The organism is Nocardia sp. NPDC049737, assembly GCF_040674755.1.
GTDB lineage: Bacteria > Actinomycetota > Actinomycetes > Mycobacteriales > Mycobacteriaceae > Nocardia.
In genome coordinates, this window is sequence record NZ_JBFANH010000010.1 from 145,171 (window position 1) to 170,591 (window position 25,421).

The following is a 25,421-nucleotide window of genomic DNA, read 5'->3' on the forward strand; positions in this document are numbered from 1 at the left end:
CGCCAGTTCGGTCCGCGCGTGACGCAGATCGAACTCGGCGGGTGGTCCGGAGCTGAGCGGGTAGCGGTGGTGTCATCGGACCGATGGTGACGTATCCGCTACTGCCCTGAGCAGTGCTAGGAATTGCATGATCGGCGGTGCGTCGTCGTAGCGCGTTTCGGTCGCGATCGCCGAGATGTGTGGCCCGTCGGCTGCGGTGCGGACGAGGCCGTGCTCGGCGCACAGCATCAACGCGGGTAGTGCGGTCTCCGCGGCGGTCCGTCGGCGTCCGGCGACCCACAGGCAGCCCGCCCGCAACAGTTGCGCTTGGATGAATGCTCTTGGGCGCTGCTGGGTTTCGATCACGCGCACCATCTGCTCGGCTCGATCGCAGGCTTGATCAGCCGAGCGATCGGCCAACAGCAGCCGGATCGCGGAGTCTTGTTCGAGTTCGGCGATTCCGGCGTGAATCATTGTGTTCTGCTTGCGGTATGGCGGCAGCTGCCGGAGCGCGTCGCGAGTTTCGAGTGGAATCGGCAGACCGAGGCGGATGCGCTCGTTGACCATGCGGGCGGCCAAGCGCGGCAGTGACTCGTGCTCCGCGATTTCCGCCCCCTCGGTAATGCGTTGTTCGGCGGCGGCGAGGTCGCCGCGTATTGCTTTGATGCGTGCGCCGGTGCCGAAGCTGGCGAGCAGGAACCAGACGGCGCCGCCGTGGCGGCCGAGATCAGCGCTGGAATCGAGTAGTTGCTCGGCTTCGTCGAGGCGGTTCTGCTCGTAGCGGATGGAGCCGAGGAGGGCACCGGACATCCGTGAACCGTAGGTTTGCGAGCGGCCGCGTCGCGTACGGGTGATGGCGGCATCGAAATGCTCTTCGGCGGCGGCGATGTCGAGCTGCTCGAGGGCCGCGAGGCCGGCGACGCACCTGCCGTACATCACCCCGAACGCGCCTTTGCTGCGACGGTGATATGGAGCTGCCCATTGTTGCCAGCGGCGGGCCTCGGCGAAGTCGAAACGGTTGAGCGCATCGATGGACGCGAGATTCGCGGCGTTCGTGGCGGTGAACGGTGTGTCGGCATCCTCGAGATGCCGGGCCAGCAGCTCCGGCAGACCATCGAATCGGTCGGTGACGAATTGTCCGGCACCCGCAACCGTTTCCGCCTCTACTCGCAGCTTGGTCGCCTCGGTACCGGTCGCCGCACCGGCATCCAGTTCGGCATATAAGTCTTCCAGCGCAAGCTGAACCTGTTCCGAGCGTTGCAGTCCGACGTTGGCCCAGGCCCGGCAGATCTGCAGCCTTGGTCGTGCCTGCGCCGAGGGTTGCGGCAGTTTCGTCAGCAAGCCGAGGAACGTCGCCATGCGGGAGCCTTCGATGAGGTCCATGGCCCGTCGTTCGACCATATTCGCGGCGTAGTCCGGATCACCGGCGGCCAGTGCGTGATCGACTGCGGCGGAGACGATCTCGTGTTCATCGCACCATTCGGCCGCACGGCGGTGCAGTTGTGCCAGGCGTGCGGGATCACGGCGGACCAGTCGGCGCCGCAGGTAGTCGGCGAACAGGTGGTGATATTGGAACCACTGGTCCTCTTCGTCGAGGCGGCGTAGGAATAGATTTCGGTCGGCTATCTCTTCGAGTAGTTCCTGGCTGTCGGATCGGTCCGTCAGCTGAATCGCGAGATCGGCGCAAATTCGCTCCGTGATCGCCGTGTCCAGCAGGAAATCCAGCAGTGGCGGTTCGAGTGAGTCGAGCACGTTCTCGGCGAGGTAATCGGCGAGTGCCCGGTGGCGGCCGGTGAGCTGGTCGATGAACGTGGCGGGATGATCGTGGCCGCGCAATGACAGCGAAGCCAATTGCAGTGCGGCAGGCCAGCCTTCGGTCGTTTCCTGCAGGCGACTCACATCGTCGGTGGACAACGACAAACCGCCGGACTCGGCCAGGAAAGCATCGGTTTCCTGCGGATCGAAACGCAGCTGCGCGACATCGATTTCGACCAGCTCGTCTTGCACCAGCATGCGACTGAGCGGCAGGCACGCTCTGCTCCGGCTCGCAATGACCAGCCGCAGGTGGTGACAACCGTGCTCGAGTAGGTAATCCAATGCGGCGCAGGTGGTTTCGCCGTGCACCCGGTGCCAGTCATCGATCACCAACACCATCGTTTGTCCACCCGAGTGGATTTTGTCGATCAGCGCGGACAGCACGTATCTCGCCGTGTCGGACGATCGTTCCTCGAGCAGCGTGCCGAGTTCACGCGCAAGCGCCGGAGCGACGCGGTGGATTGCCTCGACCAGGTGGGAAAGGAACCAGACGATATTGTTGTCGTCGGGGTCGGCGGTCAGCCACGCCACCGGGACGTCCTCAGCCGCCAGCGCGGTGGCCCATTGCAGAGCCAAGGTGGTCTTGCCGAATCCGGCCGGTCCATGGATCAGCGTGAGTCGTCGGTCGCCGCCGCCACGCAATAGCACCAGCAGCCGGGTGCGGGCAATCATCGTATGGGGTGCGGCCGGCGGCCGGAATTTTGTTGCCGTGCTGGGCGGTGGGGGCGGTGTCACCGTACCCGGGGTGTGCGAGGCCACGGGAACCGACGTGGCCGAACCGGATTCGATGACCGTGGGCGGCAATGCCAGTGCGTCCACCGCCAGGCCTGTTTCGTGCTGCACCCGGCGCAGCCATTCCCCGAACTCGATCGCCGAGGTCGGTCGTTCGTCCGGCTTCGCCGCCATCGCCGCCTCGATTGCCGCGCACACCGCCGTGGGGATGTGCTGATCGCGCAGACTGGGTATGGCGGCGGTGGCGATGCGGGCCAGTTGAACTTGCAGCGGTTCGCCGGTGCGGCGTGCGAACGCTGCTCGCCCGGCCAGTAAGCAGTGCAACGTAGCGCCTAGGCCGTAGATATCCGAGATCGGCGTTGGCGTCGCACCGCTGAGCACCTCGGGTGCGGTGAATGCGGGCGTGCCCTGGACGGTCTGCAGGGAGGACGTGGTGACGTCGCCGAATTGGGCGATGCCGAAGTCGGCGAGCTGAGGTTCACCGTAATCGGTGAGCAGGATATTGCCGGGCTTCACGTCGCGATGCACAATGCCGATCGCATGGGCGGCGGCCAGCGCCGCGGCCATCTTCACGCCGATCGAAAGCACCTCCGACCAGCGCAGTGGTCCCGAATCCCGCAGCACGGTCTCCAGCGAGCCGCATGCGTAGAACGGCATGACAATATAGGGGCGGCCGGTGGCGGTGATGTCGACCTGTAGCACCTGCAGGATATGGGGGTGCCCGAACAGTCGACCTAGTGCCCGCTGTTCTCGGAGAAATTGCTCGCGCTCGTCGCCGCTGACCTCGGATCTGAGCAATTTGAGCGCGACGTAGCGTTCGAGTGCGTATTCGTAGCAGCAATACACGACGCCGAATCCGCCACGGCCGATTTCGGTCGCGTCGCCGAATCCGGCCGCCGCTAGTTCCGCCGGGATTCCGGTTGGGCGGTCGCGCTGTGTCGCGGCCTCGTCTAGCTCGTCCATCGAATATTCGGCGGCACCTCCGCGTCAGCGCATCCATCCCGACCTGTGTCTCAACCATAGCGCCGTTGTGGAACGGCGGTAACGAGGCGTTGTCCAGAGTGGAATAGTGCCGGTCCGGATCGGTCGATTCAGGTCCGCGGCTACTACCACGACACCCGCGTCGCATTTCCGGATCAGGACCACGAGATCATCGCGTTGCGGCACAGCGCCGACGCGGTAATCGTCGAATTCTGGCTACTTGGAACACATTTGGGTCCGCTTGGCGGCATACCGCCCGCCGGTTCCCGGCACCGCACCCGGATGACGGCGTACTTCGTATTCGACGACAACGAGAACCTGATCGTGGAGCGCATTTACTTCGACACACTGTCGATGCTCAAACAGCTCATCGGCGGTGTGATCCTGCGCGACCCACGTAAGTGGCCGCTGGTCTTCCGTGTGCTGCGGGGACTGCTCGGCATGTCGAGCCATCCGAAGCCGAGTCGGACCTCCTTCTCGTCAACGCGCACGACCCGCACTTATTCGACCGGGGCACCGGGCGCGCGTAACACGCTTGCCCGGCATGCGTGCGTTACTCCCGTCGCCCCTGTTTCAGGATCGAGCGGACACACAGTTCGCCTTGACGCATTTTCGCCGCCAGTCGAGCAGTGCGCGGGAGTCCATACCCGATTTCGCTCGCGCGACTCGACTGGCTCATATCCCGCGCTGCTCGGACCGGTGTGCGAGGTGGTTCGGCCGTCCTGAAATGTTGCTCGCATTTATCGGACGGATTCCAATGGTCGTCTGCTCCGCCGTGCTTGTGCATCAACATATCGCGCTGCACTATTAGATATAATGACAGATACCATCAGCATGCCGAAGAAAATGCTCATAGATGAAGGGCTGACTCATGGCGAAGAAGGTGACCGTTACCATGGTCGATGATTTGGATGGCACGTCGAAAGCCGATGAGACCGTTCTGTTCTCCCTCGACGGCGTTACCTATGAGATTGATCTGTCGAAAAAGAATGCCGGAAAGCTCCGTGCCGATCTGGATCCTTGGACGGAGAAGGCCCGCAAGACCGGGCGGCTGAAGGTCAGGTCCAAGAGCGGAGGCGGCAGCAAAGATTTTCGGTCGACGGCGGATCGGGACCAGTCGCTCGCGATCCGCGAATGGGCCCGCAAAAACGGCCATCAGGTATCGGCGCGCGGTCGGATATCCGCCGACATCGTCGCCGCCTACAACGCCGCGAGGAAGTAAACCGTCCCTGACATTCTGCTATTTTCGTCGACCGTTCGTATTCGATGGGCGTCGGCATGAGGTCGCGCACCTCGAATTCGATGATCGGGTATTCCCATCTTGGCGGCGTAATGCCAGATTTCTCCTGGTCACACAGGGGGCCGATTTCATCGGTTGGTGTCCGCTGTGATGTGCTCGAACAGGCCCGCTTGGATACGAGTGCGAACCCCCTTGGCCCACGGCTCGTCCACTTCGACGGCGGCCACGTTGTTGAGCAGCATACCGAAGGCGAGGAACGACTTCACCGTCACCGGGGCGAGGCCTGTCGTATCGGCAACCGTGTCCCACATGTAGGCCAGTCGCGCCCGCACGAAATCGCGGACTTCACGGTCACCGCAGGCGGCGAAGCCTTGCAACTGACCAATTCACCGATGACGCGTCGGGCTGCGTGGCGGCCTCGCCCCGGTCCGGCGCTTCCTGCCCGATCTCATCGACCGCGTCCTGACCGGCCGCATCGACCTCGGCCAGGTCTTCGACCTCACTCTGCCGCTCGAGCAGGTGGCCGACGGCTACCGCGCCATGAACGACCGCCGTGCCATCAAAACCCTCTTGCGGCCCTGATCCGGATTCTGCACTGCACTCGAATTCCGGCGCAAAGGTTTCGGTCGACTGCGGGTGCCTTCCGAATTCGGCGGCTTCGATGTCGATCCACCGCCACGGGCATCGCTGCCCCCATCCAACCGATCTGGCCGGCGGGGGTTTGAAAGTCGCATAGTGGGCCATCTCGGTCGTATCTGGAGCTTTTTCCCGAGTACCTAGGAATCGCCATGACCGAAACACCCACCGGGTCGTCGATCGAAACTTCGCCCACGGAGACACGGTCGGTTATCGAACTCGTCAACGATGCGACCGAGCAAATGGCCCACCTGATCCGGGACGAGATCAAGCTCGCCGAACTCGAGGTGCGAAGCAAAGGCAAACGTCTGGGTCGCGGCGCGGTTGTGACCGGTGCCGGGGCGCTCACGGCGTGCTACGGCTGCGCCGCCGTTATCGCCGCGGCGATCATCGCCCTAGCGGGCCCGCTGTCGGGCTGGGCCGCTGCGCTGATCGTTGGAGTGGTACTGCTGCTCGTTGGCGGCGTCTTGGCCCTCATCGGCAAGAAGGACCTGCAGAAGGCGGTCCCGCCGGTCCCGCAGGAGGCGTTCACCGGCGTACAGCAAGACATCCATGCGATCAAGATCGGAGGATAGCGATGAGTGACGAGAGCAACCCCCCAGTCGGGTCGCCCGAGGCGGAACTGCTGCGCGCCGACCGCGACCTGGCCAGACAAGAGCTGGGACAGACCATGGCGGAACTGACCGGCAAGCTCGATGTGAAGGGCAGAGCCGAGGCAGAACTGCATCAGAGCGTGGACAACGCCCGCGCGAAGGTGCACCATGCGGCCGAAACCGTGCATGAGAAGCGAGAGAAGGCCAGCGCCGCCACCCAAGACCGCGCCGTCCAGTTCGCCGCCGTGACGCGCAGTCGGCCGGCGCCCTTGGCAGCCGTGGCCACCGCCGCCATCGCGGCCTTGGTGACGTGGCTGATACTACGTGGCCGTCGCAATCGGTGAGTGTCTGAATAGTCCACTCACCGCACCATTCTGCCCGAGATCGAGGGACCTTCGACGTCTCGTTCGGGCTGGTAGGGACCTGCGAACCCGCGCCATCCGCTGACAGCTTTCCGCACCGGAAATGTTGGGCGGCAACGCGATCGGCACCCACCCCGTCAGAATCGGAGCCCGCAGGGGTTGCCCCCGGACGGTACTATTACCTTTCGATCACAGATGTGGTCGACTGAATCACGTGGCCCGGCACGGGCTTTCAGCACGTGTCGGCGCGCGCGACAGCCGATGGAATGTGGGGAAAACCATGAGCGCCACCAAGTTCGCCGCCACCGCCCTGCTCGCGATCGGTGCGACCGGCATTACCGCGGGCGCCGTGCAGGCCCAGCCGGTAACGACCGACACCACCGTGCAGGCAACCGATCACGGCATCAACTTCATCACCGCACCGACAGCAGACCGCCGAGGTGTCAGTACCACCGTCGAGGCCGGACGGTTCACCGTGGCCGCCGATGCTCTTTCGATCACCCTCACCGACGCCGCCGGCAATGCGGTGACCTCGATACCGCTGGGACTGCAGACCGCAGCCGGGACCGTCGCCCTGACGCCGGCGATCGCCAACGACGGCCGAACCCTCACCCTCACAGCGCAATCCGACACCACACGGACGGCGCAGGCAATCGACGAGGCCTCCGACACGATCGCTCGCAAGCAGTACAACGCCGGTATCGGCGCGCTCATCGGCGCCGGCATCGGCGCTGTGATCGGCTTCTTCCTCGGTGGCGTCGGTGCCCTCGTCACTATCCCGATCGGCGCGGGAATCGGCGCGCTGATCGGCTACTCCACTCCCTGATCCGGACCGCGAACACGTCGAGTCCCTGTGTGCCGCTACCGAACAGCGTTGGCATGCAGGGACTCGTGTCGTTCAGCCCGCTTCCACGGTAAGCCCGTCGCTACCGCGAGTCGTCGCTGATACGGTGACCCATTCGCCGCCGCGCGCCATCGAGCACCGAGCGGCGGTTTCGTTTACTCTTTGGCAATTCGCGCGTCTGGTTACTGCGCGCAGATAGGTACCGACCGGTCTTCGGCTGACGATGGGAATCCCGTGCACTTGTGGAGTTACATCCGAGGACGGGGAGAGACTCTGGCGTTTCTGACGTATCAGCATGCCTCCCTGGCATTTCAGACGGTGCTGGTCGGGACTGTCGTCGCTGTTCTCATCGCGGTCGCGGTATATCGGCTTCCACTGATGTCCGCACTTTCGCTGACCTCGAGCCGGGTCGCGCTGACCATTCCTTCGCTCGCGCTGTTGGCACTGCTATTGGTCCCGTTCGGACTCGGCGTGGTCCCGTCGTTCATCATGTTGGCGTTCTTCGCCGCACTGCCGGTGATCGGCAATGCGATCGTCGGCTTGCGGTCGGTGCCCACCTCGGTCGTCGAATCCGCACGCGGGATCGGCTTTTCGCGATGGCGCATTCTGTTGACCGTGGAATTGCCGATTGCCTGGCCGGTGATCCTCACCGGTATCAGGGTGTCCACCCAGATGATCGTCGGTGTCGCCGCCATCGTCGCTTATGTCCTCGGACCCGGCCTCGGATCGCTGATCTTCAACGGCCTTTCGCGGCTCGGTGGCGCGAACGCGCTCGAAATGGCGCTGACCGGCACCATTCTCATCGTCCTTATCGCGTTGGTGTTCGACGCGCTCCTCGTCCTGCTCGGACGCCTCACGATCGCAAAGGGACTGTCATGACCGATGTGACCAACCAGCCGGAGCGCAATGTCACCGGCGCGTCCATCAAGTTGGACTCGGTTGTCAAGCGTTACAAGGGCCAGGAGAAACCGGCAGTCGAGCGGCTCGACCTGGAAATCGACGCCGGCGATATCGTCGCCTTCGTCGGCCCGTCCGGCTGCGGTAAGACGACCACACTCAAGATGATCAATCGGCTGATCGAGCCCACCGACGGCCGGATCTTCATCGGCGGACGCGATGTCACCCGGGAAGATCCGGACAAGCTGCGGCAGTCGATCGGATACGTCATCCAGTCCGGTGGGCTCTTCCCGCACTGGTCGGTCGCCAAGAATGTCGGCGCCATCCCCCGGGTGCTCGGGTGGGACCGGAAGCGGATCGCCGAACGCACCGAGTATCTGCTCGATCTGGTCGGTCTGGACCCGGGCACCTTCGCCGACCGGCTGCCGAAAGATATGTCCGGCGGACAGCAGCAGCGGGTCGGCGTCGCCCGCGCGCTCGCGGCCGACCCGCCGGTCCTGCTCATGGACGAGCCGTTCGGCGCGGTCGACCCGATCACTCGGGTTCGCCTGCAGGACAGTCTGATCGCCATCCAGCACGAACTCGGAAAGACCATCGTGATCGTCACGCACGACTTCGAGGAGGCCACCAAACTCGGTGACAAGGTGCTCATCCTGTCCGAAGGCGGACACGTCGAGCAGTACGCGCGCCCGGAGGAAATTCTCACCGACCCGGCCACGCCGTTCGTGGAGGAGTTCGTCGGATCCGGCGCGAAGCTGGCGTATCTGACCGTGTCGCGGGTGCGTGATGTCGCCTACGACGAGGTGATCACCGCTCGGGTGGGGGAGTCGGCGCACGGGGTGATCGAACGCGCGAAGGCCGCCGGACACACCTGGATCGTCGTCGTCGACGAGGCCGGGCGCCCGCGATCGTGGCCATCACTCACCGAGGTCGCGACGAAACCGGAGGTTTCCGACTTCCTCGATCGGCGCTTGCCCGTCGTCGCACGATCTTCGACCCTCAATGACGCGCTCGACGCCATGCTCGCGACCAGCCAGGGTGCCACGCTCGTCACCGACGGCCGTGGCGCGGTCGTCGGCTCGCTCAGCATCAACTCGGTGACAGAGGTGATCCGGACCAAACTCGCCGAGGGGACCGGCGATGGCGAGGACCTGTCGTACGAGACGTACGTCGAGGGAACCGATCCGGCGCCGACACCGGTGGTCTTCGCCGATGACGAGCTCGGATCGGCCGGGCAGTCATGAATCGCCTGCGCCGCATTCCGATCGACGTGTGGTTCGAACCGCTCGTCATCGGTGTCATCGCCATCGGATACGTCATCTGGTATCGCGCGACGACGTTCACCCCGACAGAGCGGGCGTCACTCGGCTGGGCCAATCTGCAGACCACGATCCTCGCCCACATCAAGCTGACCGTGGTCGCAACGGTGATCGTGGTTGTCGTCGCGATTCCGCTCGGTATCGCACTGACCCGTCCAGGCTTGAAGCGCTTCGAGCCGCTCGCCGTCAATATCGCCAATATCGGCCAAGCCGCGCCCGCGGTCGGTCTGCTCGTCTTGTTCACCTTCTGGCTGGGCACCGGATTCCGCACGGCGATAGTCGGTCTCGTCGTGTACGCGATCCTGCCGATCCTGCAGAACACGATCGTCGGGCTGCGGCAGGTGGATCAGCGCACCATCGAGGCCGCGCGGGGTATCGGGTTCTCGGGTACGCGGACGCTGTTTCAGGTCGAACTCCCGCTCGCGGTGCCGGTGATCCTCAACGGCGTGCGCACCGCGCTGGTCATTCTGGCCGGTACCGCGACGCTGAGTACCTTCATCGGCGCGACCAGCCTCGGCACGCTGATCACCACCGGCGTCACCCTCTTCCTGCCCAAACTGCTGATCTCCGGCGCGATCCTCGTCGGGCTGCTCGCACTGATCATCGACTGGCTCGGCAGACTCGTCGAACTGGCCGCGACGCCGCGAGGTGTCTCATGAAATCGCCACTGGCCACTCTGGTTTCGGCGCTCGTCGCGACGACGGCGCTGCTCGCCGGGTGCGGTCTGGTGAGCTCGTCCGGAACATTCCACGATGCACGGCTGCCCGGCGGTGAGCGGCCACTGGACGGTGCGAAGCTGGTCGTCACCTCGAAGAGCTTCACCGAGGGCATACTGCTCGGCAAGATCACCGCGACCTACCTGGCCGCGGCGGGCGCCCACGTCACCGATCTGACCGGGGCGCCGGGTTCCGCATCGTCTCGACAGGCCCAGCTCAACGGCGATGCCGATGTGTTGTGGGAGTACACCGGCACCGGTTGGGTCAACTACCACAACGAGACCGAGACGATCTCGGATCCGAAGGAACTCTGGCAGCGGGTCCACGACATCGAAAAGAGCGACCACGACTTGGAGTGGCTGCCGCCGGCGAATTTCAACGACACATACGCCTTCGGCGCGTCTACGTCGAATGCCGAACGCCTACAGGTGCAGTCGCTGTCCGACGTGGCCGCGCTCCCGGTGCCCGATCGGACCTTCTGTGTCGACGACGAATTCTTCAGCCGCTCAGACGGTTTCATTCCGATGCTGAAGAAGTACGGGATCCCCTACAACGATCCGAACGGTGTGCCTGCCGGAAATGTCACGCGCATGGACGCCGGTGTCGTCTACACGGCGACCGCCAAGGGCGCGCCGTGCAATTTCGGCATGATCTACACCACCGACGGCCGCGTCAAGAACCTGAACCTGGTTGTCCTCGACGACGACAAGAAGTTCTTCCTGCCTTACAGCGGCACCGCGGTCGTTCGCGGCGTCGTCCTCGACCGCTACCCGCAGTTGCGAACCCTGCTCGGCACGATTTCCGAACATCTCACCGACGAACTGATGCAGGACCTCAACGGCCGCGTCGATATCGACGGCGAGGATCCCGCCGACGTCGCCTACGACTGGCTGAAGAGCGAGAAGCTGATCGAGTAGCTACGGCTCGGGTGGGGGTTGCAGGCTGATGCGGTCGGCGAGGGCGTCGACGGCGTCCGCGTCGGCGTATGCCTCGGTGGTCAGTTCGAGGAATGCGGCCCAGCGGTTTATCCGCGGCGTCCACCGTTGGATGAATGCGTGGGCATGTTCGAACTCGGCTCGCGTTCCGTTTATTTGTGCGCGTGCCGCTGCTTCGGTTGCCGCTTGGACGGTGTTCTGGGCCAAAGCCAATTGTTCTCGGCAGTGGTCGGCGTCGGGGACTTCCTCGCGCACAGTATCGGCCTCGACGCGCAGATTGAGGATGAGTCCGGCCAGTCTGGGATCAGCCGGTCCCGAGCGTGGGGCGGAGGTTCCGGCGGCAATGGCTTTATCGCGGCGTTCGCGTCGCCTACGTTCCCGTTTCTCGGCCAACGCCACTTGCTTACGGTAGGTTTCGGTGTCCGCACCGGTGACGACCGGATAGGTCAATGCTGCTGTCGTCGAGAGCATTTCGACGCCGTTGCCGTCACGGACCTGCATGCTGACCCGGTGCAGCGGCGGTGCCGGGTCGGGTTCGTCTTCGAGGCGGGCGTCGAGCACCGCGTTTCGGTACTCGATCATGATGTCCGCGACGACCCGGTCGAACACCGCGGTGCCGACCTCGATGTGGTTGGTACACATGCGGCCGGTGCAGTCATCGAGAATTCCGAATTCGCCGTCACCGGAGTCGACGACGGAATCCCCGGCGGGACCGCTGCCCACGACCTCCCAGTTGTAGGTGTTGGATTGCGCTACCTCGGATCGCTCCACACAGTCCTCGGACATGGGCCTGACCGTACTTCATGCAGGCGGCACGAAGCGGCTGTTTCCCGAAGCGACGGGGATAAGCCGCGGACCGAGCCGCAGAACCCATTGACCCGATCGGCGATATCCGTTATTTGTGCTGGTTGCCGGGTATGCGAGCGGCAGGAGGTGAGAAGAAATGGTTGCTTTGTTGCTGGTTCTGCTTCTTGTATTAGTTCTGTTCGGCGCGGGGTTCGCACTGAAGGCCCTGTGGTGGGTCGCGATTGCGGTCCTGGTGCTCTGGGCGCTCGGCTTTGTTTTCCGGTCCGCCGATTCCGCGGGTACCCGCGGTCGCTGGTATCGGTGGTGATACCCCGCCTCACCGGAGGGGGCTGGTGCGCGGATGGGCCTGGAAGAAATCCCACATGATCTGATCAGCGCTGATCGATGCGGTAGCGCCGACCAACGGTGTAGGGGCGATAGGTGGCGAGCCCGGCCAGGTGTGCCCGCCGCCGATAAGCGCGTACCGCTCGACGGTGCCGTATCCGGGGCATGGGTAGCGCAATAGCATGACATCCGCGGCGATCTGGCGCTGTTGCGGCTCGGGCCCGCAACCATTGCGGTGCGCCGTTCGCGCCGCGCTGGAAGGATTGTTCTTCATCATGAGAGGTGTGTTCTCATCGATGCGCCTTTTGGTGGACGCGTGCGCCGATGGGTGGCACAGGCGGCCGAACTTGTCGGTGGTGACCGCAATACTGGCGCGGCCGATGAATTCGAGCCGCCCGTCCCGTCTCAACCGATGTGGCGAGATCCGATGAATCGGCAACGCGCCACACACATTCCTGTCGAGACGCCCTGGAGGTACGCCCGATGTCAGCCGAACTTTCCGCCCCCGCCTCGGGAGGGCGGACGCCGACCGTCATCCGGGTACTGGTACTCGCGACCTTCGTAGTGATCCTGAACGAGACGATCATGATCAACGCGATCCCTCGTCTGATGGCCGATCTCGAGGTCACCGAGCGGGCGGCGCAGTGGGTGTCCACCGCGTTCATGTTGACGATGGCCGCCGTCATCCCGACCACCGGCTGGTTCCTGCAGCGGGTTTCGACCAGACGGGCCTATGCCGTGGCGATGGGAGTCTTCCTGGCCGGTACCGCATTATCGGCCGTCGCGCCGTCATTCGCGGTGCTGCTGCTCGGACGGATCATTCAGGCGGGTGGTACCGCGGTAATGATGCCGCTGCTGATGACCACGCTGATGACCGTCGTGCCCGAACAGGACCGCGGCCGGGTGATGGGCAATGTCACCCTGGCCATTTCGGTGGCGCCCGCACTCGGCCCGGTGGTCTCCGGAATGGTGCTCCAGATCGGTTCGTGGCGTTGGCTTTTCGTACTTGTCCTGCCGATCACGGCGGTCGTCACCTGGCTGGGTCTGCGTCGACTGGAGAATGTCGGTGAACCGCAAGCCGGGGCGATCGACTGGTCGAGTGTGGTGTTCGCCGCGCTCGGGTTCGGTGGGCTGGTATTCGGGCTCAGCAGGTTCGAGAGCGACAACTACACCAGCCCTGCCCTGATCGTCGCCGCGGGTTCGGCCCTCATCGCCGTATTCGTATTCCGTCAGCTGCGCCTGCAGCGCATCGGTACCCCGCTGCTGGATCTGCGGGTGCTGCTGTCCAGCACCTACGCAAAGGCGCTGGTGCTGATGTCGATCGCGTTCATGGCGATGCTCGGCTCGATGATCCTGCTGCCGCTGTATCTGCAGAACCTGCGTGGTCTGAGCCCCTTGCAGACCGGCCTGCTGGTGATGCCGGGCGGGCTGGCGATGGGGCTGCTCGGACCGACCGTCGGCCGCCTGTTCGACCGCTTCGGTGGGCGCGTACTGGTGATTCCCGGCTCGGTCGGGATCGCCGCGGCGCTGGCCGGATTCACCCAGGTCTCGATGTCGATGCCGTACTGGCAGCTGCTGGTCCTGCACATCCTGCTGATGGTGTCGCTGGCCACCACATTCACCCCGGTCTTCACTCTCGGCCTCGGGGCGCTCCCGCAGCACCTGTACTCGCACGGCAGCTCGATGCTCGGCACCCTGCAGCAGGTCGCCGCGGCCTTCGGCACCGCCCTGGTGGTCACGGTGATGTCTGCCCGCAGCACCGGACTCGTCGCCGCTGGCACCGACCCCGTCACCGCACACCTCGACGGTATGCGCCTGGCGTTCCTGGTCTCCGCTGCTCTGGCACTGATCGTGATCGCCATGGCCGTGCTCCTTCCGAGCCGGGCGGCGGTCGCCACCCCGGAGGAGACCGACGAAATCGAGACCGCAATCCCCGAATTAGTCAAGGGCTGACCACAATTCGGTACACCGAACCCCTGGCCGCGCTTGCGGGCCGGGGGTTCGGGGCCGGGATGTTCCGCATCCGAGCCAGTTCCTCGGGTCAGTACTCCGAGAGGTTGTTGCTACCCCCCGACCATGGTGACGAAATCAGCCCAGCCGGGCGCACAGCAGCCAGGCGGGGACCGACTTGCGGCCACTGGGTTCGTCGCGGATGCCCTCGAACCGGAACCTCGGGCCGTCGGCAGTCGCCCCGAAGTCGCCGACAGGCAGGTTGCCATGGATTCGCGCTGGCCTGATCTCATCGACCACCCAGTACTTCTCCACCGCCTCACGAAGCTCGTCAGCGGTGACCGGCGCTGGGCCCGGTACAGGTACTTCGGGCAGGGCGGTCCGGTCGAACACCAGCGCGAAATATGACGCGCCCGGCGCGGCGGCGCGCACGATCGACTGCTGATAGCCCGCCCGCGACTCGACCGGGATCGAATGGAATAGCGTGCTGTCGACGATGGTATCGAAGCGGCCGTCGTAGCCGGTGAAGGCCGTGACATCGGCGACCTCGAAGGAGGCGTTGGCCAGGCCACGCCTGGTCGCCTCGGCGCGGGCGAGCTCGATCGCGGTCGGCGACAGATCCAGGCCCACGGTGGTGTAGCCCCGCTCGGCCAAATACAGCGAGATCGCCGCCTCTCCACATCCGACATCGAGGACATCGCCATGGAATCTGCCCTGCTCGATCAGCGCGGCGAGTTCCGGCTGGGGTTCCCCGATACTCCACGGCGGTTTGACGCCAGGGCCGAACGGGCCACCCGTGCCTTGGTAGACGGCTTCGAACTCGAAATCCTCCGGCGCAGTCATAGCATATGAGTATCAGTGACCTTGGTTCGTGTCAACGTCGTCGATGGCGGCGGAATAGTTCCGAGCGGTAGTTCGCTCGCGCGAGTTCTGTGGGTCTGCAAGGCACGGACGCGGTGACCAGCTTTCGCAGGTCAGCGGATTACGAATGGATTTCCCACGGGCGCACCGGAATTGATCCATACGGTCTTGGTTTCGAGATATTCCCGAACCGCGTCTATACCGTTTTCGCGGCCGAAGCCGGAATCTTTGAATCCGCCGAACGGCGCCAGGAAACTGACGGCGCGATAGGTGTTCACCCACACGGTGCCGGAGCGAATGCGTTCGGCCATGCGCAGGGCACGGCCGATATCACTGGTCCACACCCCGGCGCCGAGGCCGAAGCGGACGTCGTTGGCGAGGGCGACGGCATCCTCTTCGGCGCGAAACGGAATGACGGCGAGGACCGGTCCGAAGACTTCCTCCTGGGCGATGCGCATCCGATTATCGACGCCGGTGAAGATGGTCGGTTCGATGAACCATCCGTTACCGCATTCCGGACGCGTCGCGACGGCACCGCCCAAAGCCAGGGTGGCGCCTTCCTGTTCGGCGATCCGGAGGTAGTCCAGCACCTTCGCGTACTGCGCGGGTGTGGTGATCGGGCCGACTCGAGTGTCCTTGGACATGGGGTCGCCCATGCGGGCGGTGCGCGCGAGTTCCACTACGCGCGCGACGAATTCGTCGTGAATGCTGTCCTGGACCAGCAGTCGCGATCCGGCGATACAGGTCTGTCCGGTGGCGGCGAAGATACCGGAAACGACACCATTGACAGCCGCGTCGAGATCGGCGTCGGCGAATACGATATTCGGGGATTTACCACCCAGCTCGAGACTCACCTGCTTGAGGTCGCGGGCCGCGGCCTCGTTGATTCGGCGCCCGGTGACATCGGATCCGGTGAAGGTGATCTTGCGGACCAATGGATGCTCGACGAGCGGTGTGCCGACGTCGGCGCCGAAGCCGGTCACCACATTGATCACGCCCGGCGGCACTCCGGCCTCATGGAACAGCTTGACGAGTTCGAGCGTGGAGGCCGAGGTGAATTCCGACGGTTTGATCACCACTGTGCAGCCCGCGGCCAAGGCTGGAGCCAGTTTCCAGGTCAGCAGCATCAGCGGTGAATTCCACGGCGTGATGATGCCGACGACACCGACTGGCTCTTGGCGTGTGTATGCGAAATAGCCTTTCTTGTCCAGCGGCAGCACCGTCCCCTCGATCTTGTCGGCCAGTCCGCCGTAGTAGTAGAACCACTGTGGCAGATAGCTGAGCTGGCTATACATTTCGGCGAATAACTTGCCGTTGTCGCGGACCTCGAGCTCGGCCAGTCGGTGCGCATGCTCGGCGAGGGTGTCGCCGAGACGGCGCAGCAGTGCGCCGCGAGCGCTCGCGGTGAGTGCGGGCCACGGGCCGCAGGTGAACGCCCGGTGAGCCGCCTGCATTGCGACATCGACATCCTCGGCGGCGCCTTTGGCGATCCGTGCCCATGGTTCGCCCAGATATGGGTTATCGGTGGGGAACCACTCGCCGCCGATCGGTTGGTGATCATGCCCGTCGATGAACATCGGATACTGCTGGAAGTCGGCGTCCGGCGAGGGTGGCGGCACCGTCTCGGTCTGCCCCATGATGTGAACTCCATACTCGGATCGGCTACGCCGCCCATCATGAGTGATGATCAACATAGTTGAAAAATAGAAATGATTGATGCCTACATTGCTGAATGTCATACGTCGCCAGCTCTGGACGTGATGGGCGTCGAACCGGTAATAGTCGACGGGAATCGGTTCGGCGGAGCAATCAATTCGCGGTGGTTTCGCTGCGGTCGACGAGTCGGGCCGCGGGCCAATTCCCCTCGGCTACGGCGGCGCGCACCTGGCGGATGAGTTCGGCCGCAACGACTTCGGCGGCGGCGGGCACGCGGCCGGTTCGGGGCATGCCGAGGACGATCAGTCGCCGGACTTCCGGGTCGCACAGCGGTGCGGCGCTGAGCGTCCCATTGGCGACATCGTCGGCGATGCCGACGCCGGGCAGAATTGTCCAGCCGTGCCCACCGAGCACCAGCAGTTTCTGCAGACGTAGTGAATTGGTCTGGACGGTCACCTCGAAATTCACCCGCATTTGCGCGGCGGCGCTGTCGATGAGGGCGCGCAGCGCATGCCCCGGCGCGGGCATCACCATCGGATGGTTCGCGACCTCGGCCAGAGCGACGGGACGTTCGGCATGTAAGTCGTCGCTCGGCGGCGCGACCACCCAGAGCCGTTCCCGCGCAAGCGGTTCGACATTGAGCGACGGTGTGCTGGTCAGGTTGTAGAGCAGGCTCAGGTCCAGATCGCCGTCGTCGAGCCAGCGCTGCAGATGTCCGGAATAGCCGGTGAGCACACGCAATTCGATGCCGGGATGATCGCGGGCGAGCGCCGAGACCAGCGGTTCGGCCAAGAGGTCGGCAGCGCTCTCCAACAGGCCGACGGTGACCACCCCGGTGACGACACCGGGCGCCGGGCGTAGTTCGGCGCGGGCACGATCGAGCTCGTGCAGCGCCCGTCGCGCCCGCTCGACCATGACGGTTCCGGCTTCGGTCGGGCGCATACCTTGTCGGGTGCGCTCGAATAGTGCGACGCCGAGCTCCTGCTCGAGCATGCGAATCTGCCGGGTGACGGCCGGTTGGACCAGGTGTAGCAACTCCGCGGCCTTGGTGACGCTGCCGACCTCGGCCACCGTGACCATGGCCTTCAACTGCTTGAAGTCCATTCGCACCTCCTGCGTATCGCGAACCGGCATGGTTATATCAGAACTCGGCATTTTACCGAGGCATTTATTAGCTCTCATGATGGTATTGCGGGGAGTGTCGAGAGGAAGTCGTATGGACGAGCTCAACGAGGAAGAAACCGCGATCGTCGCGGTGGTGCGCGACTTCGTGGATCGGGAGGTCAAACCGGTCGCGCAGGAACTCGACCATACGAACACCTACCCGGAGAAGCTGATCGATCAGATGAAGCAGCTCGGGATCTACGGGCTGGCCATCCCGGAGCCATGGGGCGAGGCCAAGGTCTCTACACCGTGCTACGCCGCCGTCACCGAGGAGCTCTCGCGCGGCTGGATGAGCCTGGCGGGGGCGATGGGCGGTCACACTGTGGTCGCAAAACTGTTGCTGGACTATGGAACTCAGGAGCAGCGGGATAGGTACCTGCCCCGGATGGCTACCGGCGAGCTGCGCGCGACCATGGCGCTGACCGAACCGGGCGGCGGATCGGATCTGCAGTCGATGCGCACTACCGCGCGCCGGGTCGGCGACGACTACATCGTCAACGGCTCCAAAACCTGGATCAGCAATGCCCGCCGGTCGGATCTGGTCGCCCTGCTGTGCAAGACCGATCCGACCGCCGAACCCGCGCATCGTGGTATCAGCGTTCTGCTGGTGGAAAAGGGTCCCGGATTCACGGTGTCGCGCGATCTGCCCAAACTCGGCTACAAGGGTGTCGAGAGCTGTGAGCTGAGCTTCGACGATATGCGTGTGCCCGTATCGGATGTGCTCGGCGGGGTCGAGGGTGCGGGATTCGCGCAGATGATGCGCGGGCTGGAGGTTGGGCGTATCCAGGTGGCCGCCCGGGCGCTCGGTGTCGGCCAGGCCGCGCTGGACGATTCGATTCGGTATGCCCAGCAACGGGAAAGCTTCGGCAAACCCATCTGGCAGCACCAGTCCGTTGGCAACTATCTCGCGGATATGGCGACGAAACTGACCGCCGCGCGCCAGTTGGTGTATTACGCGGCGCGCCGCTACGACTCGGGTGAGCGCGCCGATATGGAGGCCGGCATGGCGAAACTGTTTGCCTCGGAGACCGCCATGGAGATCGCTCTCAATGCCGTGCGCGTGCATGGCGGCTACGGGTATTCGACGGAATTCGATGTGGAACGCTACTTCCGCGACGCACCGCTGATGATCGTCGGCGAGGGCACCAACGAGATTCAGCGCGCAGTGATCGCCCGCCAGCTGATCAGCCGAAATCGGATCAACTGAGTTGTCCGGCACCGACTTTCCCGGAAGGCACCGTATGCGCCGCCCGCTCGAAGATATCACCGTCGTCGCGGTCGAACAGGCCGTTGCCGCGCCGTTCGCGACTCGCCAGCTCGCCGACCTCGGTGCTCGCGTGATCAAGATCGAACGCCCTGGTGGCGGCGATTTCGCCCGGCGCTACGACCAAACCGTCCACGGGGAGTCGAGCTACTTCGTGTGGCTCAATCGGGGCAAGGAAAGCGTCGAACTCGACGTCAAGGACTCCGCCGACCGTCGGCTGCTCGATGCGATGATCGCCAAGGCAGACATATTCGTGCAAAACCTGGTCCCCGGTGCCGCCGAACGGCTCGGACTCGATGCCGAGACGCTGCGCGCGGCACGGCCCGAGCTGATCCACTGCTCGATCTCCGGGTATGGCCCCGAAGGGCCGTACCGGTCGAAGAAGGCCTACGACCTGTTGTTGCAATGCGAGACCGGGCTCGTGATGTCAACGGGTACACCGGAAGTGCCGGCCAAGGCGGGTTTCTCGATCGCCGATATCGCCACCGGCATGTATGCCTACAGCGGTATCCTCACCGGGCTCTTCGACCGGGCGCGCACGGGTGTCGGTGCGAGCCTGCACGTCGCGATGATCGATGCGCTCGGGGAGTGGATGAGCCAGCCCGCCTACTTCTCCCGCTACGGCGATGAACCGCCGCGCCGCACCGCGGCCAAACATCCATCGATCTCTCCTTATGGCCCCTACCGCACCGCCGACGGTACGGTATTCCTCGGTATCCAGAACGAGCGCGAGTGGATTGCGCTGTGCGAAACCGTGCTCGGACGTTCCGACCTGATCGAGGATCCGAGGTTCGCAACCAATACCGATCGGGTGGAACACGACGGCGAGGTGACCGCGCTGCTGGAGCGGGCGTTCGCCGCATCCGGTACCGATGAGGTCATCCAGCTGCTGGAACAGGTCGGCATCGCGAATGCGCGGTTGCGCACACCGGCCGAGTTCACCGAGCACCCGCAGCTCGCGGCCCGCGATCGCCTGCGGCCGGTGGATACACCCGGTGGGGTGATGCAGGCCATGCTGCCGCCGGTGGTGGGTGGTTGGGAACCGGCAATGGGTGCCGTGCCTCGGATGGGGGAGCACACCGCGGCTCTGCGCGCGGAATTCACACCGGCAGAAGATGTTTCGGAGGAGACACGGGCATGACCGATGTGGTCGAACGCACCGAATGGCTGCCGCCCGGTCCGGCGGAGGCGCTGAGTGGGCTGCTCGGTGTGCCGCTGCCCGATCTGGACAAGGGGCTTCCGCTGCTCTGGCACTGGATCTATCTGCTCGAACGTCCCGCGCAGACAGATCTGGGGCCAGATGGTCATCCGATTCGCCATACCGTTCCGGAGCCGCCGGGCCCCGGCCGACGCCGGATGTGGGCCGGTGGGCAGGTGCGCACCCGTGGTGCGCTGGTATGTGGCGAACCGGCGACGAAACGAACAAAAGTGGTGTCCACACAAGAGAAGCAGGGACGCAGCGGCGCGCTGACCTTCGTCGTGGTCGGCCACCAGATTCTGCAGGGCGATCGAATCGTGGTGGACGAACGGCAGGATATCGTCTACCGCGACGCCGTCGAACCGAGCGGACGATCCAGCGAACCGGAACCCGGCCAGGACGCGAAAGTGCCTCCCGCCGACGACGAATGGGCCATCGATACCTCCCCGACCCTGCTGTTCCGATATTCCGCGCTCACCTACAACGGCCACCGCATCCACTACGACCGCGACTACGCCCGAGATGTCGAGGGTTATCCCGGTCTGCTCGTGCACGGTCCGTTGCAGGCGATGGCCATGGCCGAGGCCGCCCGGGCCCGCGGATACAGCGGTGACCAGGTCTTCGACTACCGACTGCGGTCGCCGCTTTTCGACCACCAAGGGCTGGTCGTCTCGGCGACCCTGCGCGGCGGTGTCCTCGTGACCGTCGCGCGGGACGGTTTCGGGCGGCAAACGGCAACCGGGACATTGCATCCCGCCGACTGAGGCAGATTGTGGTCAGCAACAGGGATGGCTGATCCGCGATTTCGTCGCGGTAGGCGTTCGGGTCGGCGAACAGGTTGACGCGGCCGGGGTGGTCGGCCGGTTGGCCCCGCACTGCTGTTTGCTCGCGAATCCGCGATTCGCTGGCAGTGCTCCGACGAGCAGTGCGGGGCCTCCCTTTTCCGGCGTCGCGGACGCGATCAGGCGTTGGCCTTCTCGTACGCCTGGGCTACTTCTGCTGAAATCCGTCCGCGGGCTGACACCGCGATGCCTTTGGCACGGGCCCAGTCGCGGATGGCGACGGTGCGAGCGCGGTCGTGCGCCGTGCGCGAGGCCTGGCTCTTGCTCCGAGATGTGCGGCCGAGCTTGCGAGCGTTCGAGGTCCAGGGCTCGAAGATGCCGCGCAGCTGACCAGCATTGGTGGTGGATAGGTCGATCTCGTATTCGACGCCGTCGAGGGCGAAGGCCACTGTTTCCTCGGCAGCGGATTTGCCGTCGAAGTCATCGACGAGCGTCACAACGACCTTGCGTGCCATGGGCATTCCTTTTCCTGGGGGACAGCGGGCAGAGGATCGTGAGCAGAGGATGGTGATCATAACGAGCGGCCGAACAACCAGCGAAGCTGCCCCGAATCGAACCTGGACCTGCGTACTCCCTGGGATACCTTCCAGGCGAGACGGTTTCGACCAAACGGTCGGTTCAGTGAATTTTCAGCGATCTATGTCCTGATCCTTGGCGATCCAGGACTCATGTGGGGTTTGTTGTTCGTTTCCCGACATGAACCGCTAATCTGGCGACATGTTGGCAAACTATCTGCGGCGAGTTGACCTGCCCGGCTCAGAGATGCAGACGAGCCGAAGCGTTTGCGAATCGTGAGTGCGGTCAATGCCTCCGAACTCTCGGCGCCCCGTGCTGAAGCGCAGGTCGTCGCCCTGTGCAATCAGAAGGGTGGAGTCGGCAAGACCACCTCGACCATCAATCTGGGCGCCGCGCTGGCCGAATGCGGTCGGCGGGTGCTGCTCGTCGACCTCGATCCGCAGGGCGCGTTGTCCGCGGGGTTGGGTGCCGTACTGAACGACCTGCCATCGACGGTGTACGACCTGCTGGGGGGATCGGGAAAGCTGATCGACGAGGTGCTGATCAAAACTCACCTCGACAATGTCGATCTGCTGCCGAGCAATATCGATCTGTCCGCGGCGGAGATTCGGTTGGTCAACGAGGTCGGCCGGGAACATTCGCTGCGGCGGGTACTCGACCCGATTCGGGACCGCTACGACTACATACTCATCGACTGTCAGCCATCCTTGAGCCTGCTCACCGTGAACGCGCTGGCCTGTGCGGACGGTGTGATCGTCCCGATGGAATGCGAGTTCTTCTCGCTGCGCGGGGTCGCGCTGCTCACCGACACCATGGACAAGGTCCGGGACCGGCTGAACCCGCGGCTGAGCCTGTTCGGCATCGTGGTCACGATGTTCGATCAGCGCCTGCTGCATTCGCGTCAGGTACTGGCCAGGGTTGCCGAAGTCTTCGGCGACCAGGTCTACGACACGGTGATATCGCGGACGGTCCGCTTCCCCGACGCCAGTGTTGCCGGTGAACCCATCACCACCTGGGCACCACGATCCGCCGGCGCCGAGCAATACCGGGCCTTGGCTCGCGAGGTCATCCACCGATCCGGCCGCTGACACCGCGTCCACGAGGTGCACGACCACGCCGGACCGGGGTAGGGTCGCCGTGCTCTGCCCGCGATCGACCCACTTCGGACGACGCGGGCACCCGTCACACCGACGAGGAGGACCCCGTGAGCCAGATGGGTAACCGCCGCGCCGGGGACCATGCGGTGGTGCTCGGTGGCGGGATCGCGGGTCTATTCGCGGCCCGTATTCTGGCCGACCACTATGCGGCCGTGACCGTCATCGAGCGAGATCGGTTGTCGGAAGCCGAAACGAAACGTCGCGGCACTCCGCAATCGCGACATTCCCACGGCCTGTTGATGCGGGCCGCCGAGATTGCCGAGTCCCGGTTTCCCGGCCTGACCGATGAGCTGATCACCGATGGCGCGAAGGCCGTCAGCGCATTCGACGATTTCCGGGCGATCTTCTTCGGAAACGTCCTGCATCGAGCTGAATTGGGCAGAACCTCCGTTGCCGCCAGCCGACCGTTTCTGGAATCGCATGTGCGTGCCCGGGTATCGGCGCTGTCGAATGTGACGATATGGGACGACGCGGTCGTAGCCGACCTGATCGCCTCCGATACCGGCGTCGGCGGAGTTCGGGTGCTGCGCCGGGAGACCGACGGCGAACCGGAGCCGGTCCATGCCGATCTGGTGGTCGATGCGATGGGCCGGGGTTCGCGAGCCGGGTCCTGGCTCGCGTCGCTGGGGTACCCACGTCCGCGCGAAGATCAGGTGCCCGTCGATATCGGCTATGCCACTTGTCATTTCCGCCTGCCGCTGGATGCTGTCGGCGGCGATCGGATCGTCCTGGTCGGGCCGATGCCGAGCCGACCGCGCGGGTTCGGGTTCGCGGCGCAGGAGGGGGACTTGTGGGTGCTCTCGGCGTTCGGCGTCGGGAAGGAGAATCACCCGCCGGCGGGTCCGGGCGAACTGCTGGACTACGCCGCGGAATTCGCACCCGACGATGTCGCTACCGTGCTGCGGTCGGCGACTCCCGTCGACGACGTAGCGACCTACCGGTTCCGCACGGCCGTTCGGCGTCGGTATGAACTGCTGGATCGTGTTCCGGGCGCAATGCTCTCGATCGGCGATGCGGTATGCAGTTTCAATCCCATCTACGGCAGCGGCATGACCGTCGCGGCCATCGCGGCCGATCTGCTCGATGACGTCCTCCAGGAGGGCACCGACGATCTGCCACGCCGTTACTATCGCCGCATCGGCCGCATGCTGCGCACCCCGTGGTGGCTGACAAAGGTCAGTGATATGACCATGCCGCCGGTCGCCCTCGGCTCACCAGGGGTGAAATCACTTGCACATTCGGGCTTGAACAGGATGTTCCGAGCGGCTGCGGACGATCCGGCGACCGCCGCGAAATTCCTCGATGTACTGAACATGACCAAATCCCCGCTGCACATGTTCGATCCACGTGTCGCCGCGGCGACAATGGGGTTGCATCGTCTTCGAGGACGACCTACCTCCGCATAGCCGAATCGAGCTGTTGCGTCGCGGCTTTGCCATGGCCTGCCGTGCGATTCGTTCCGTGCGGGGCTGGGCAACGCTGGTCTCTACCGGTCGCGTGCAACGGTGTTCCGTTCGGACGCGACGGCAGATGATCGCCGAGACCATCGAATGGCACCAGCGTTACCCGCACTTGGCCGAAGAAGTCGCCCGCAGTCGGACTACTCGGCCAACGCGCGCCGCAGAGCTCCCGCCAGTTCGGCGTTCTGCCGCTGTGAAACCTCCGCGGACAAGATCGCCTGCGAGCCATGGAACGTGCCCGGCCACTGGTGCAGTTCGACCGATACCCCGGCCGCCATCAGGCGCAGTGCGTAGTCGATATCTTCGTCGCGGTTCGGGCAGAATTCCGCGGCGGCGATGTAAGCGGGTGGCAGGCCGGACAGATCGGTGGCCCGCGCCGGGGCGGCGTACGGCGTGGCGGGCATGGAACCCAGGTAGTACGCCCACATTTGCGCGACCTTGTCGCGAGTCACGAACGGGGTATCGGTGAAATTCCGCTGCGACCACGTCTGCTGCCGGTCATCGAGTCCGGCCTGGTGGAGCAGCTGGAAGCGGATCGGCGGCCCCTGCTCGTCGCGCGCCCGCAACGCCACCGCGGCCGCGAGACCCGCGCCCGCGCTGTGGCCGCCGATCGCGATGCGCGTCGGATCGATGCCGAGTTCGGTTGTGTGTTCGGCGGTCCAGTTCAGCACCGCGTAGATGTCATCGTGTGCGGCGGGGAACGGGTTTTCGGGGGCCAGTCGGTAGCCCACGGAGATCACGGTCGCGCCGGAGCCGTTGGCGAGCATCGTGGCCCACGGATGTTCGGTGTCGAGATCACCCATCACGAATCCGCCGCCGTGCAGCCACACGATGGCGCCCTGGGCCCGGTGTGGACGATAGATCCGCACCGGCACATCGGGATCGGCTGGGACCGTGCGGGTTTCGATCTCCAGGTTCGCGGTGTCGGTAACCGGTACCGCGGCGGCCAACTCGGCGAGCTGTTTACGCGCGGTGGGCGGATCGGACAGGTCGGACGGCGGGAACAGCGACAGGAACGGTTCGAGTTCGGGATCCATGACAGCTATCCTCGCGATTCGCCCCGCCGAGATCATCCGCCAACCGTCGGGCATTCCAGCCCTGTTCCGCGACGAGCGCCGCATATCCGACCTCCGCCGAGGAGAAATAGGCACGGATGCCTCGGCTGCCGAAAGC

Annotated in this window: 24 protein-coding genes and 2 pseudogenes; 17 read left to right on the plus strand and 9 right to left on the minus strand. The window is 64.7% G+C overall.

The genetic code is table 11. From position 1 onward, the window contains the following. Positions 1-72: 72 nt before the first annotated feature. Complete coding sequence (locus tag AB0J47_RS15830; RefSeq protein WP_364345885.1) at positions 73-3,489, minus strand: protein kinase; 3,417 nt, start codon at positions 3,487-3,489, stop codon at positions 73-75. A 132-nt stretch (positions 3,490-3,621) separates the two neighbouring features. Between AB0J47_RS15830 and AB0J47_RS15835 the strand changes: the two are divergent. Next, positions 3,622-3,987 (plus strand): annotated as a pseudogene (locus AB0J47_RS15835) (ester cyclase); the annotation flags it as partial. A gap of 391 nt (positions 3,988-4,378) precedes the next feature. Then, a complete protein-coding gene (locus tag AB0J47_RS15840; protein WP_364345887.1) occupies positions 4,379-4,729 on the plus strand; it encodes an Lsr2 family protein in 351 nt (116 codons plus the stop codon). Between the two features lie 146 nt (positions 4,730-4,875). On the opposite strand, the gene AB0J47_RS15845 is transcribed toward AB0J47_RS15840, so the two are convergent. Beyond that, the gene (locus AB0J47_RS15845; RefSeq protein WP_364345889.1) at positions 4,876-5,124 is read right to left on the minus strand and encodes a hypothetical protein; all 249 of its coding nucleotides are present in this window, start codon (positions 5,122-5,124) and stop codon (positions 4,876-4,878) included. Positions 5,125-5,143: 19 nt separating this feature from the next. On the opposite strand from AB0J47_RS15845, the pseudogene AB0J47_RS15850 reads away from it, so the two are divergent. The 8 genes and pseudogenes from AB0J47_RS15850 to AB0J47_RS15885 all read left to right on the plus strand — a co-directional run. Then, positions 5,144-5,329: pseudogene (locus AB0J47_RS15850) on the plus strand (IMP dehydrogenase); the annotation flags it as partial. Positions 5,330-5,535: 206 nt separating this feature from the next. Continuing rightward, positions 5,536-5,958, plus strand: coding sequence for a phage holin family protein (locus AB0J47_RS15855; RefSeq protein WP_364345891.1), 423 nt, complete (start codon positions 5,536-5,538; stop codon positions 5,956-5,958). Positions 5,959-5,960: 2 nt separating this feature from the next. Next, a complete protein-coding gene (locus AB0J47_RS15860; protein WP_364345893.1) occupies positions 5,961-6,320 on the plus strand; it encodes a DUF3618 domain-containing protein in 360 nt (119 codons plus the stop codon). A 298-nt stretch (positions 6,321-6,618) separates the two neighbouring features. Continuing rightward, on the plus strand, positions 6,619-7,164 hold the full coding sequence (locus AB0J47_RS15865) for a hypothetical protein (protein ID WP_364345895.1): 546 nt from the start codon (positions 6,619-6,621) through the stop codon (positions 7,162-7,164). A gap of 252 nt (positions 7,165-7,416) precedes the next feature. Continuing rightward, complete coding sequence (locus AB0J47_RS15870) at positions 7,417-8,061, plus strand: ABC transporter permease (RefSeq protein ID WP_364345897.1); 645 nt, start codon at positions 7,417-7,419, stop codon at positions 8,059-8,061. Then, the gene (locus AB0J47_RS15875; RefSeq protein WP_364345900.1) at positions 8,058-9,323 is read left to right on the plus strand and encodes an ATP-binding cassette domain-containing protein; all 1,266 of its coding nucleotides are present in this window, start codon (positions 8,058-8,060) and stop codon (positions 9,321-9,323) included. Before AB0J47_RS15870 ends, AB0J47_RS15875 begins: the two co-directional genes overlap by 4 nt. Next, positions 9,320-10,057, plus strand: coding sequence for an ABC transporter permease (locus AB0J47_RS15880; RefSeq protein WP_364345902.1), 738 nt, complete (start codon positions 9,320-9,322; stop codon positions 10,055-10,057). The genes AB0J47_RS15875 and AB0J47_RS15880 overlap by 4 nt, the downstream gene beginning before the upstream one ends. Next, entirely contained in the window at positions 10,054-11,031 is a 978-nt protein-coding gene (locus AB0J47_RS15885; RefSeq protein WP_364345904.1) for a glycine betaine ABC transporter substrate-binding protein, read from the plus strand. The genes AB0J47_RS15880 and AB0J47_RS15885 overlap by 4 nt, the downstream gene beginning before the upstream one ends. Here AB0J47_RS15885 and AB0J47_RS15890 read toward each other — a convergent pair whose 3' ends face one another. Beyond that, the gene (locus AB0J47_RS15890; RefSeq protein ID WP_364345906.1) at positions 11,032-11,835 is read right to left on the minus strand and encodes a hypothetical protein; all 804 of its coding nucleotides are present in this window, start codon (positions 11,833-11,835) and stop codon (positions 11,032-11,034) included. Positions 11,836-11,992: 157 nt separating this feature from the next. Between AB0J47_RS15890 and AB0J47_RS15895 the strand changes: the two genes are divergently transcribed. Next, the gene (locus AB0J47_RS15895; RefSeq protein WP_364345908.1) at positions 11,993-12,163 is read left to right on the plus strand and encodes a hypothetical protein; all 171 of its coding nucleotides are present in this window, start codon (positions 11,993-11,995) and stop codon (positions 12,161-12,163) included. A 9-nt stretch (positions 12,164-12,172) separates the two neighbouring features. Here the strand turns inward: AB0J47_RS15895 and AB0J47_RS15900 are convergent, their stop codons facing one another. Next, positions 12,173-12,454, minus strand: coding sequence for a hypothetical protein (locus AB0J47_RS15900; protein WP_364345910.1), 282 nt, complete (start codon positions 12,452-12,454; stop codon positions 12,173-12,175). A 209-nt stretch (positions 12,455-12,663) separates the two neighbouring features. Here AB0J47_RS15900 and AB0J47_RS15905 point away from each other — a divergent pair, with 209 nt between their 5' ends. Next, positions 12,664-14,133: an MDR family MFS transporter gene (locus tag AB0J47_RS15905; protein WP_364345912.1), complete on the plus strand. Its 1,470-nt coding sequence runs from the start codon at positions 12,664-12,666 to the stop codon at positions 14,131-14,133. Positions 14,134-14,268: 135 nt separating this feature from the next. Here AB0J47_RS15905 and AB0J47_RS15910 read toward each other — a convergent pair whose 3' ends face one another. The 3 genes from AB0J47_RS15910 to AB0J47_RS15920 form a co-directional block, all read right to left on the minus strand. Then, a complete protein-coding gene (locus tag AB0J47_RS15910; protein WP_364345914.1) occupies positions 14,269-14,973 on the minus strand; it encodes a class I SAM-dependent methyltransferase in 705 nt (234 codons plus the stop codon). A gap of 131 nt (positions 14,974-15,104) precedes the next feature. Beyond that, the gene (locus tag AB0J47_RS15915; protein ID WP_364346093.1) at positions 15,105-16,568 is read right to left on the minus strand and encodes an aldehyde dehydrogenase; all 1,464 of its coding nucleotides are present in this window, start codon (positions 16,566-16,568) and stop codon (positions 15,105-15,107) included. A gap of 232 nt (positions 16,569-16,800) precedes the next feature. Next, positions 16,801-17,751, minus strand: a complete 951-nt coding sequence (locus tag AB0J47_RS15920) for a LysR family transcriptional regulator (RefSeq protein ID WP_364345916.1) — start codon at positions 17,749-17,751, stop codon at positions 16,801-16,803. Between the two features lie 112 nt (positions 17,752-17,863). Between AB0J47_RS15920 and AB0J47_RS15925 the strand changes: the two genes are divergently transcribed. From AB0J47_RS15925 to AB0J47_RS15935, 3 genes are read left to right on the plus strand one after another with little or no spacing between them, the layout of a single operon-like run. Beyond that, positions 17,864-19,018, plus strand: a complete 1,155-nt coding sequence (locus AB0J47_RS15925) for an acyl-CoA dehydrogenase family protein (protein WP_364345918.1) — start codon at positions 17,864-17,866, stop codon at positions 19,016-19,018. Between the two features lie 34 nt (positions 19,019-19,052). After that, complete coding sequence (locus AB0J47_RS15930) at positions 19,053-20,216, plus strand: CaiB/BaiF CoA-transferase family protein (protein ID WP_364345920.1); 1,164 nt, start codon at positions 19,053-19,055, stop codon at positions 20,214-20,216. Continuing rightward, on the plus strand, positions 20,213-21,037 hold the full coding sequence (locus AB0J47_RS15935) for a MaoC family dehydratase N-terminal domain-containing protein (protein WP_364345922.1): 825 nt from the start codon (positions 20,213-20,215) through the stop codon (positions 21,035-21,037). Before AB0J47_RS15930 ends, AB0J47_RS15935 begins: the two co-directional genes overlap by 4 nt. A gap of 197 nt (positions 21,038-21,234) precedes the next feature. Here AB0J47_RS15935 and AB0J47_RS15940 read toward each other — a convergent pair whose 3' ends face one another. Beyond that, positions 21,235-21,570, minus strand: coding sequence for an Lsr2 family protein (locus AB0J47_RS15940; RefSeq protein WP_364345924.1), 336 nt, complete (start codon positions 21,568-21,570; stop codon positions 21,235-21,237). Positions 21,571-21,906: 336 nt separating this feature from the next. Between AB0J47_RS15940 and AB0J47_RS15945 the strand changes: the two genes are divergently transcribed. Beyond that, positions 21,907-22,719 carry a ParA family protein gene (locus AB0J47_RS15945; RefSeq protein ID WP_364345926.1) on the plus strand — a complete coding sequence of 271 codons (813 nt, stop codon included), beginning with the start codon at positions 21,907-21,909 and terminating at the stop codon, positions 22,717-22,719. 125 nt (positions 22,720-22,844) lie between these two features. Continuing rightward, positions 22,845-24,194 carry an FAD-dependent monooxygenase gene (locus AB0J47_RS15950; RefSeq protein ID WP_364346095.1) on the plus strand — a complete coding sequence of 450 codons (1,350 nt, stop codon included), beginning with the start codon at positions 22,845-22,847 and terminating at the stop codon, positions 24,192-24,194. Between the two features lie 194 nt (positions 24,195-24,388). Here AB0J47_RS15950 and AB0J47_RS15955 read toward each other — a convergent pair whose 3' ends face one another. Next, entirely contained in the window at positions 24,389-25,285 is an 897-nt protein-coding gene (locus tag AB0J47_RS15955) for an alpha/beta hydrolase (protein ID WP_364345928.1), read from the minus strand. Positions 25,286-25,421 lie beyond the last annotated feature (136 nt).

Excerpts from the sequence above, each read along its gene's own strand:
- AB0J47_RS15830 (WP_364345885.1), bottom strand. The coding sequence starts at position 3,489 with ATGGACGAGCTAGACGAGGCCGCGACACAGCGCGACCGCCCAACCGGA.
- AB0J47_RS15840 (WP_364345887.1), top strand. The coding sequence starts at position 4,379 with ATGGCGAAGAAGGTGACCGTTACCATGGTCGATGATTTGGATGGCACG.
- AB0J47_RS15855 (WP_364345891.1), top strand. The coding sequence starts at position 5,536 with ATGACCGAAACACCCACCGGGTCGTCGATCGAAACTTCGCCCACGGAG.
- AB0J47_RS15860 (WP_364345893.1), top strand. The coding sequence starts at position 5,961 with ATGAGTGACGAGAGCAACCCCCCAGTCGGGTCGCCCGAGGCGGAACTG.
- AB0J47_RS15865 (WP_364345895.1), top strand. The coding sequence starts at position 6,619 with ATGAGCGCCACCAAGTTCGCCGCCACCGCCCTGCTCGCGATCGGTGCG.
- AB0J47_RS15875 (WP_364345900.1), top strand. The coding sequence starts at position 8,058 with ATGACCGATGTGACCAACCAGCCGGAGCGCAATGTCACCGGCGCGTCC.
- AB0J47_RS15880 (WP_364345902.1), top strand. The coding sequence starts at position 9,320 with ATGAATCGCCTGCGCCGCATTCCGATCGACGTGTGGTTCGAACCGCTC.
- AB0J47_RS15885 (WP_364345904.1), top strand. The coding sequence starts at position 10,054 with ATGAAATCGCCACTGGCCACTCTGGTTTCGGCGCTCGTCGCGACGACG.
- AB0J47_RS15890 (WP_364345906.1), bottom strand. The coding sequence starts at position 11,835 with ATGTCCGAGGACTGTGTGGAGCGATCCGAGGTAGCGCAATCCAACACC.
- AB0J47_RS15895 (WP_364345908.1), top strand. The coding sequence starts at position 11,993 with ATGGTTGCTTTGTTGCTGGTTCTGCTTCTTGTATTAGTTCTGTTCGGC.
- AB0J47_RS15900 (WP_364345910.1), bottom strand. The coding sequence starts at position 12,454 with ATGAAGAACAATCCTTCCAGCGCGGCGCGAACGGCGCACCGCAATGGT.
- AB0J47_RS15905 (WP_364345912.1), top strand. The coding sequence starts at position 12,664 with ATGTCAGCCGAACTTTCCGCCCCCGCCTCGGGAGGGCGGACGCCGACC.
- AB0J47_RS15910 (WP_364345914.1), bottom strand. The coding sequence starts at position 14,973 with ATGACTGCGCCGGAGGATTTCGAGTTCGAAGCCGTCTACCAAGGCACG.
- AB0J47_RS15915 (WP_364346093.1), bottom strand. The coding sequence starts at position 16,568 with ATGTTCATCGACGGGCATGATCACCAACCGATCGGCGGCGAGTGGTTC.
- AB0J47_RS15920 (WP_364345916.1), bottom strand. The coding sequence starts at position 17,751 with ATGGACTTCAAGCAGTTGAAGGCCATGGTCACGGTGGCCGAGGTCGGC.
- AB0J47_RS15925 (WP_364345918.1), top strand. The coding sequence starts at position 17,864 with ATGGACGAGCTCAACGAGGAAGAAACCGCGATCGTCGCGGTGGTGCGC.
- AB0J47_RS15930 (WP_364345920.1), top strand. The coding sequence starts at position 19,053 with ATGCGCCGCCCGCTCGAAGATATCACCGTCGTCGCGGTCGAACAGGCC.
- AB0J47_RS15935 (WP_364345922.1), top strand. The coding sequence starts at position 20,213 with ATGACCGATGTGGTCGAACGCACCGAATGGCTGCCGCCCGGTCCGGCG.
- AB0J47_RS15940 (WP_364345924.1), bottom strand. The coding sequence starts at position 21,570 with ATGGCACGCAAGGTCGTTGTGACGCTCGTCGATGACTTCGACGGCAAA.
- AB0J47_RS15950 (WP_364346095.1), top strand. The coding sequence starts at position 22,845 with ATGGGTAACCGCCGCGCCGGGGACCATGCGGTGGTGCTCGGTGGCGGG.
- AB0J47_RS15955 (WP_364345928.1), bottom strand. The coding sequence starts at position 25,285 with ATGGATCCCGAACTCGAACCGTTCCTGTCGCTGTTCCCGCCGTCCGAC.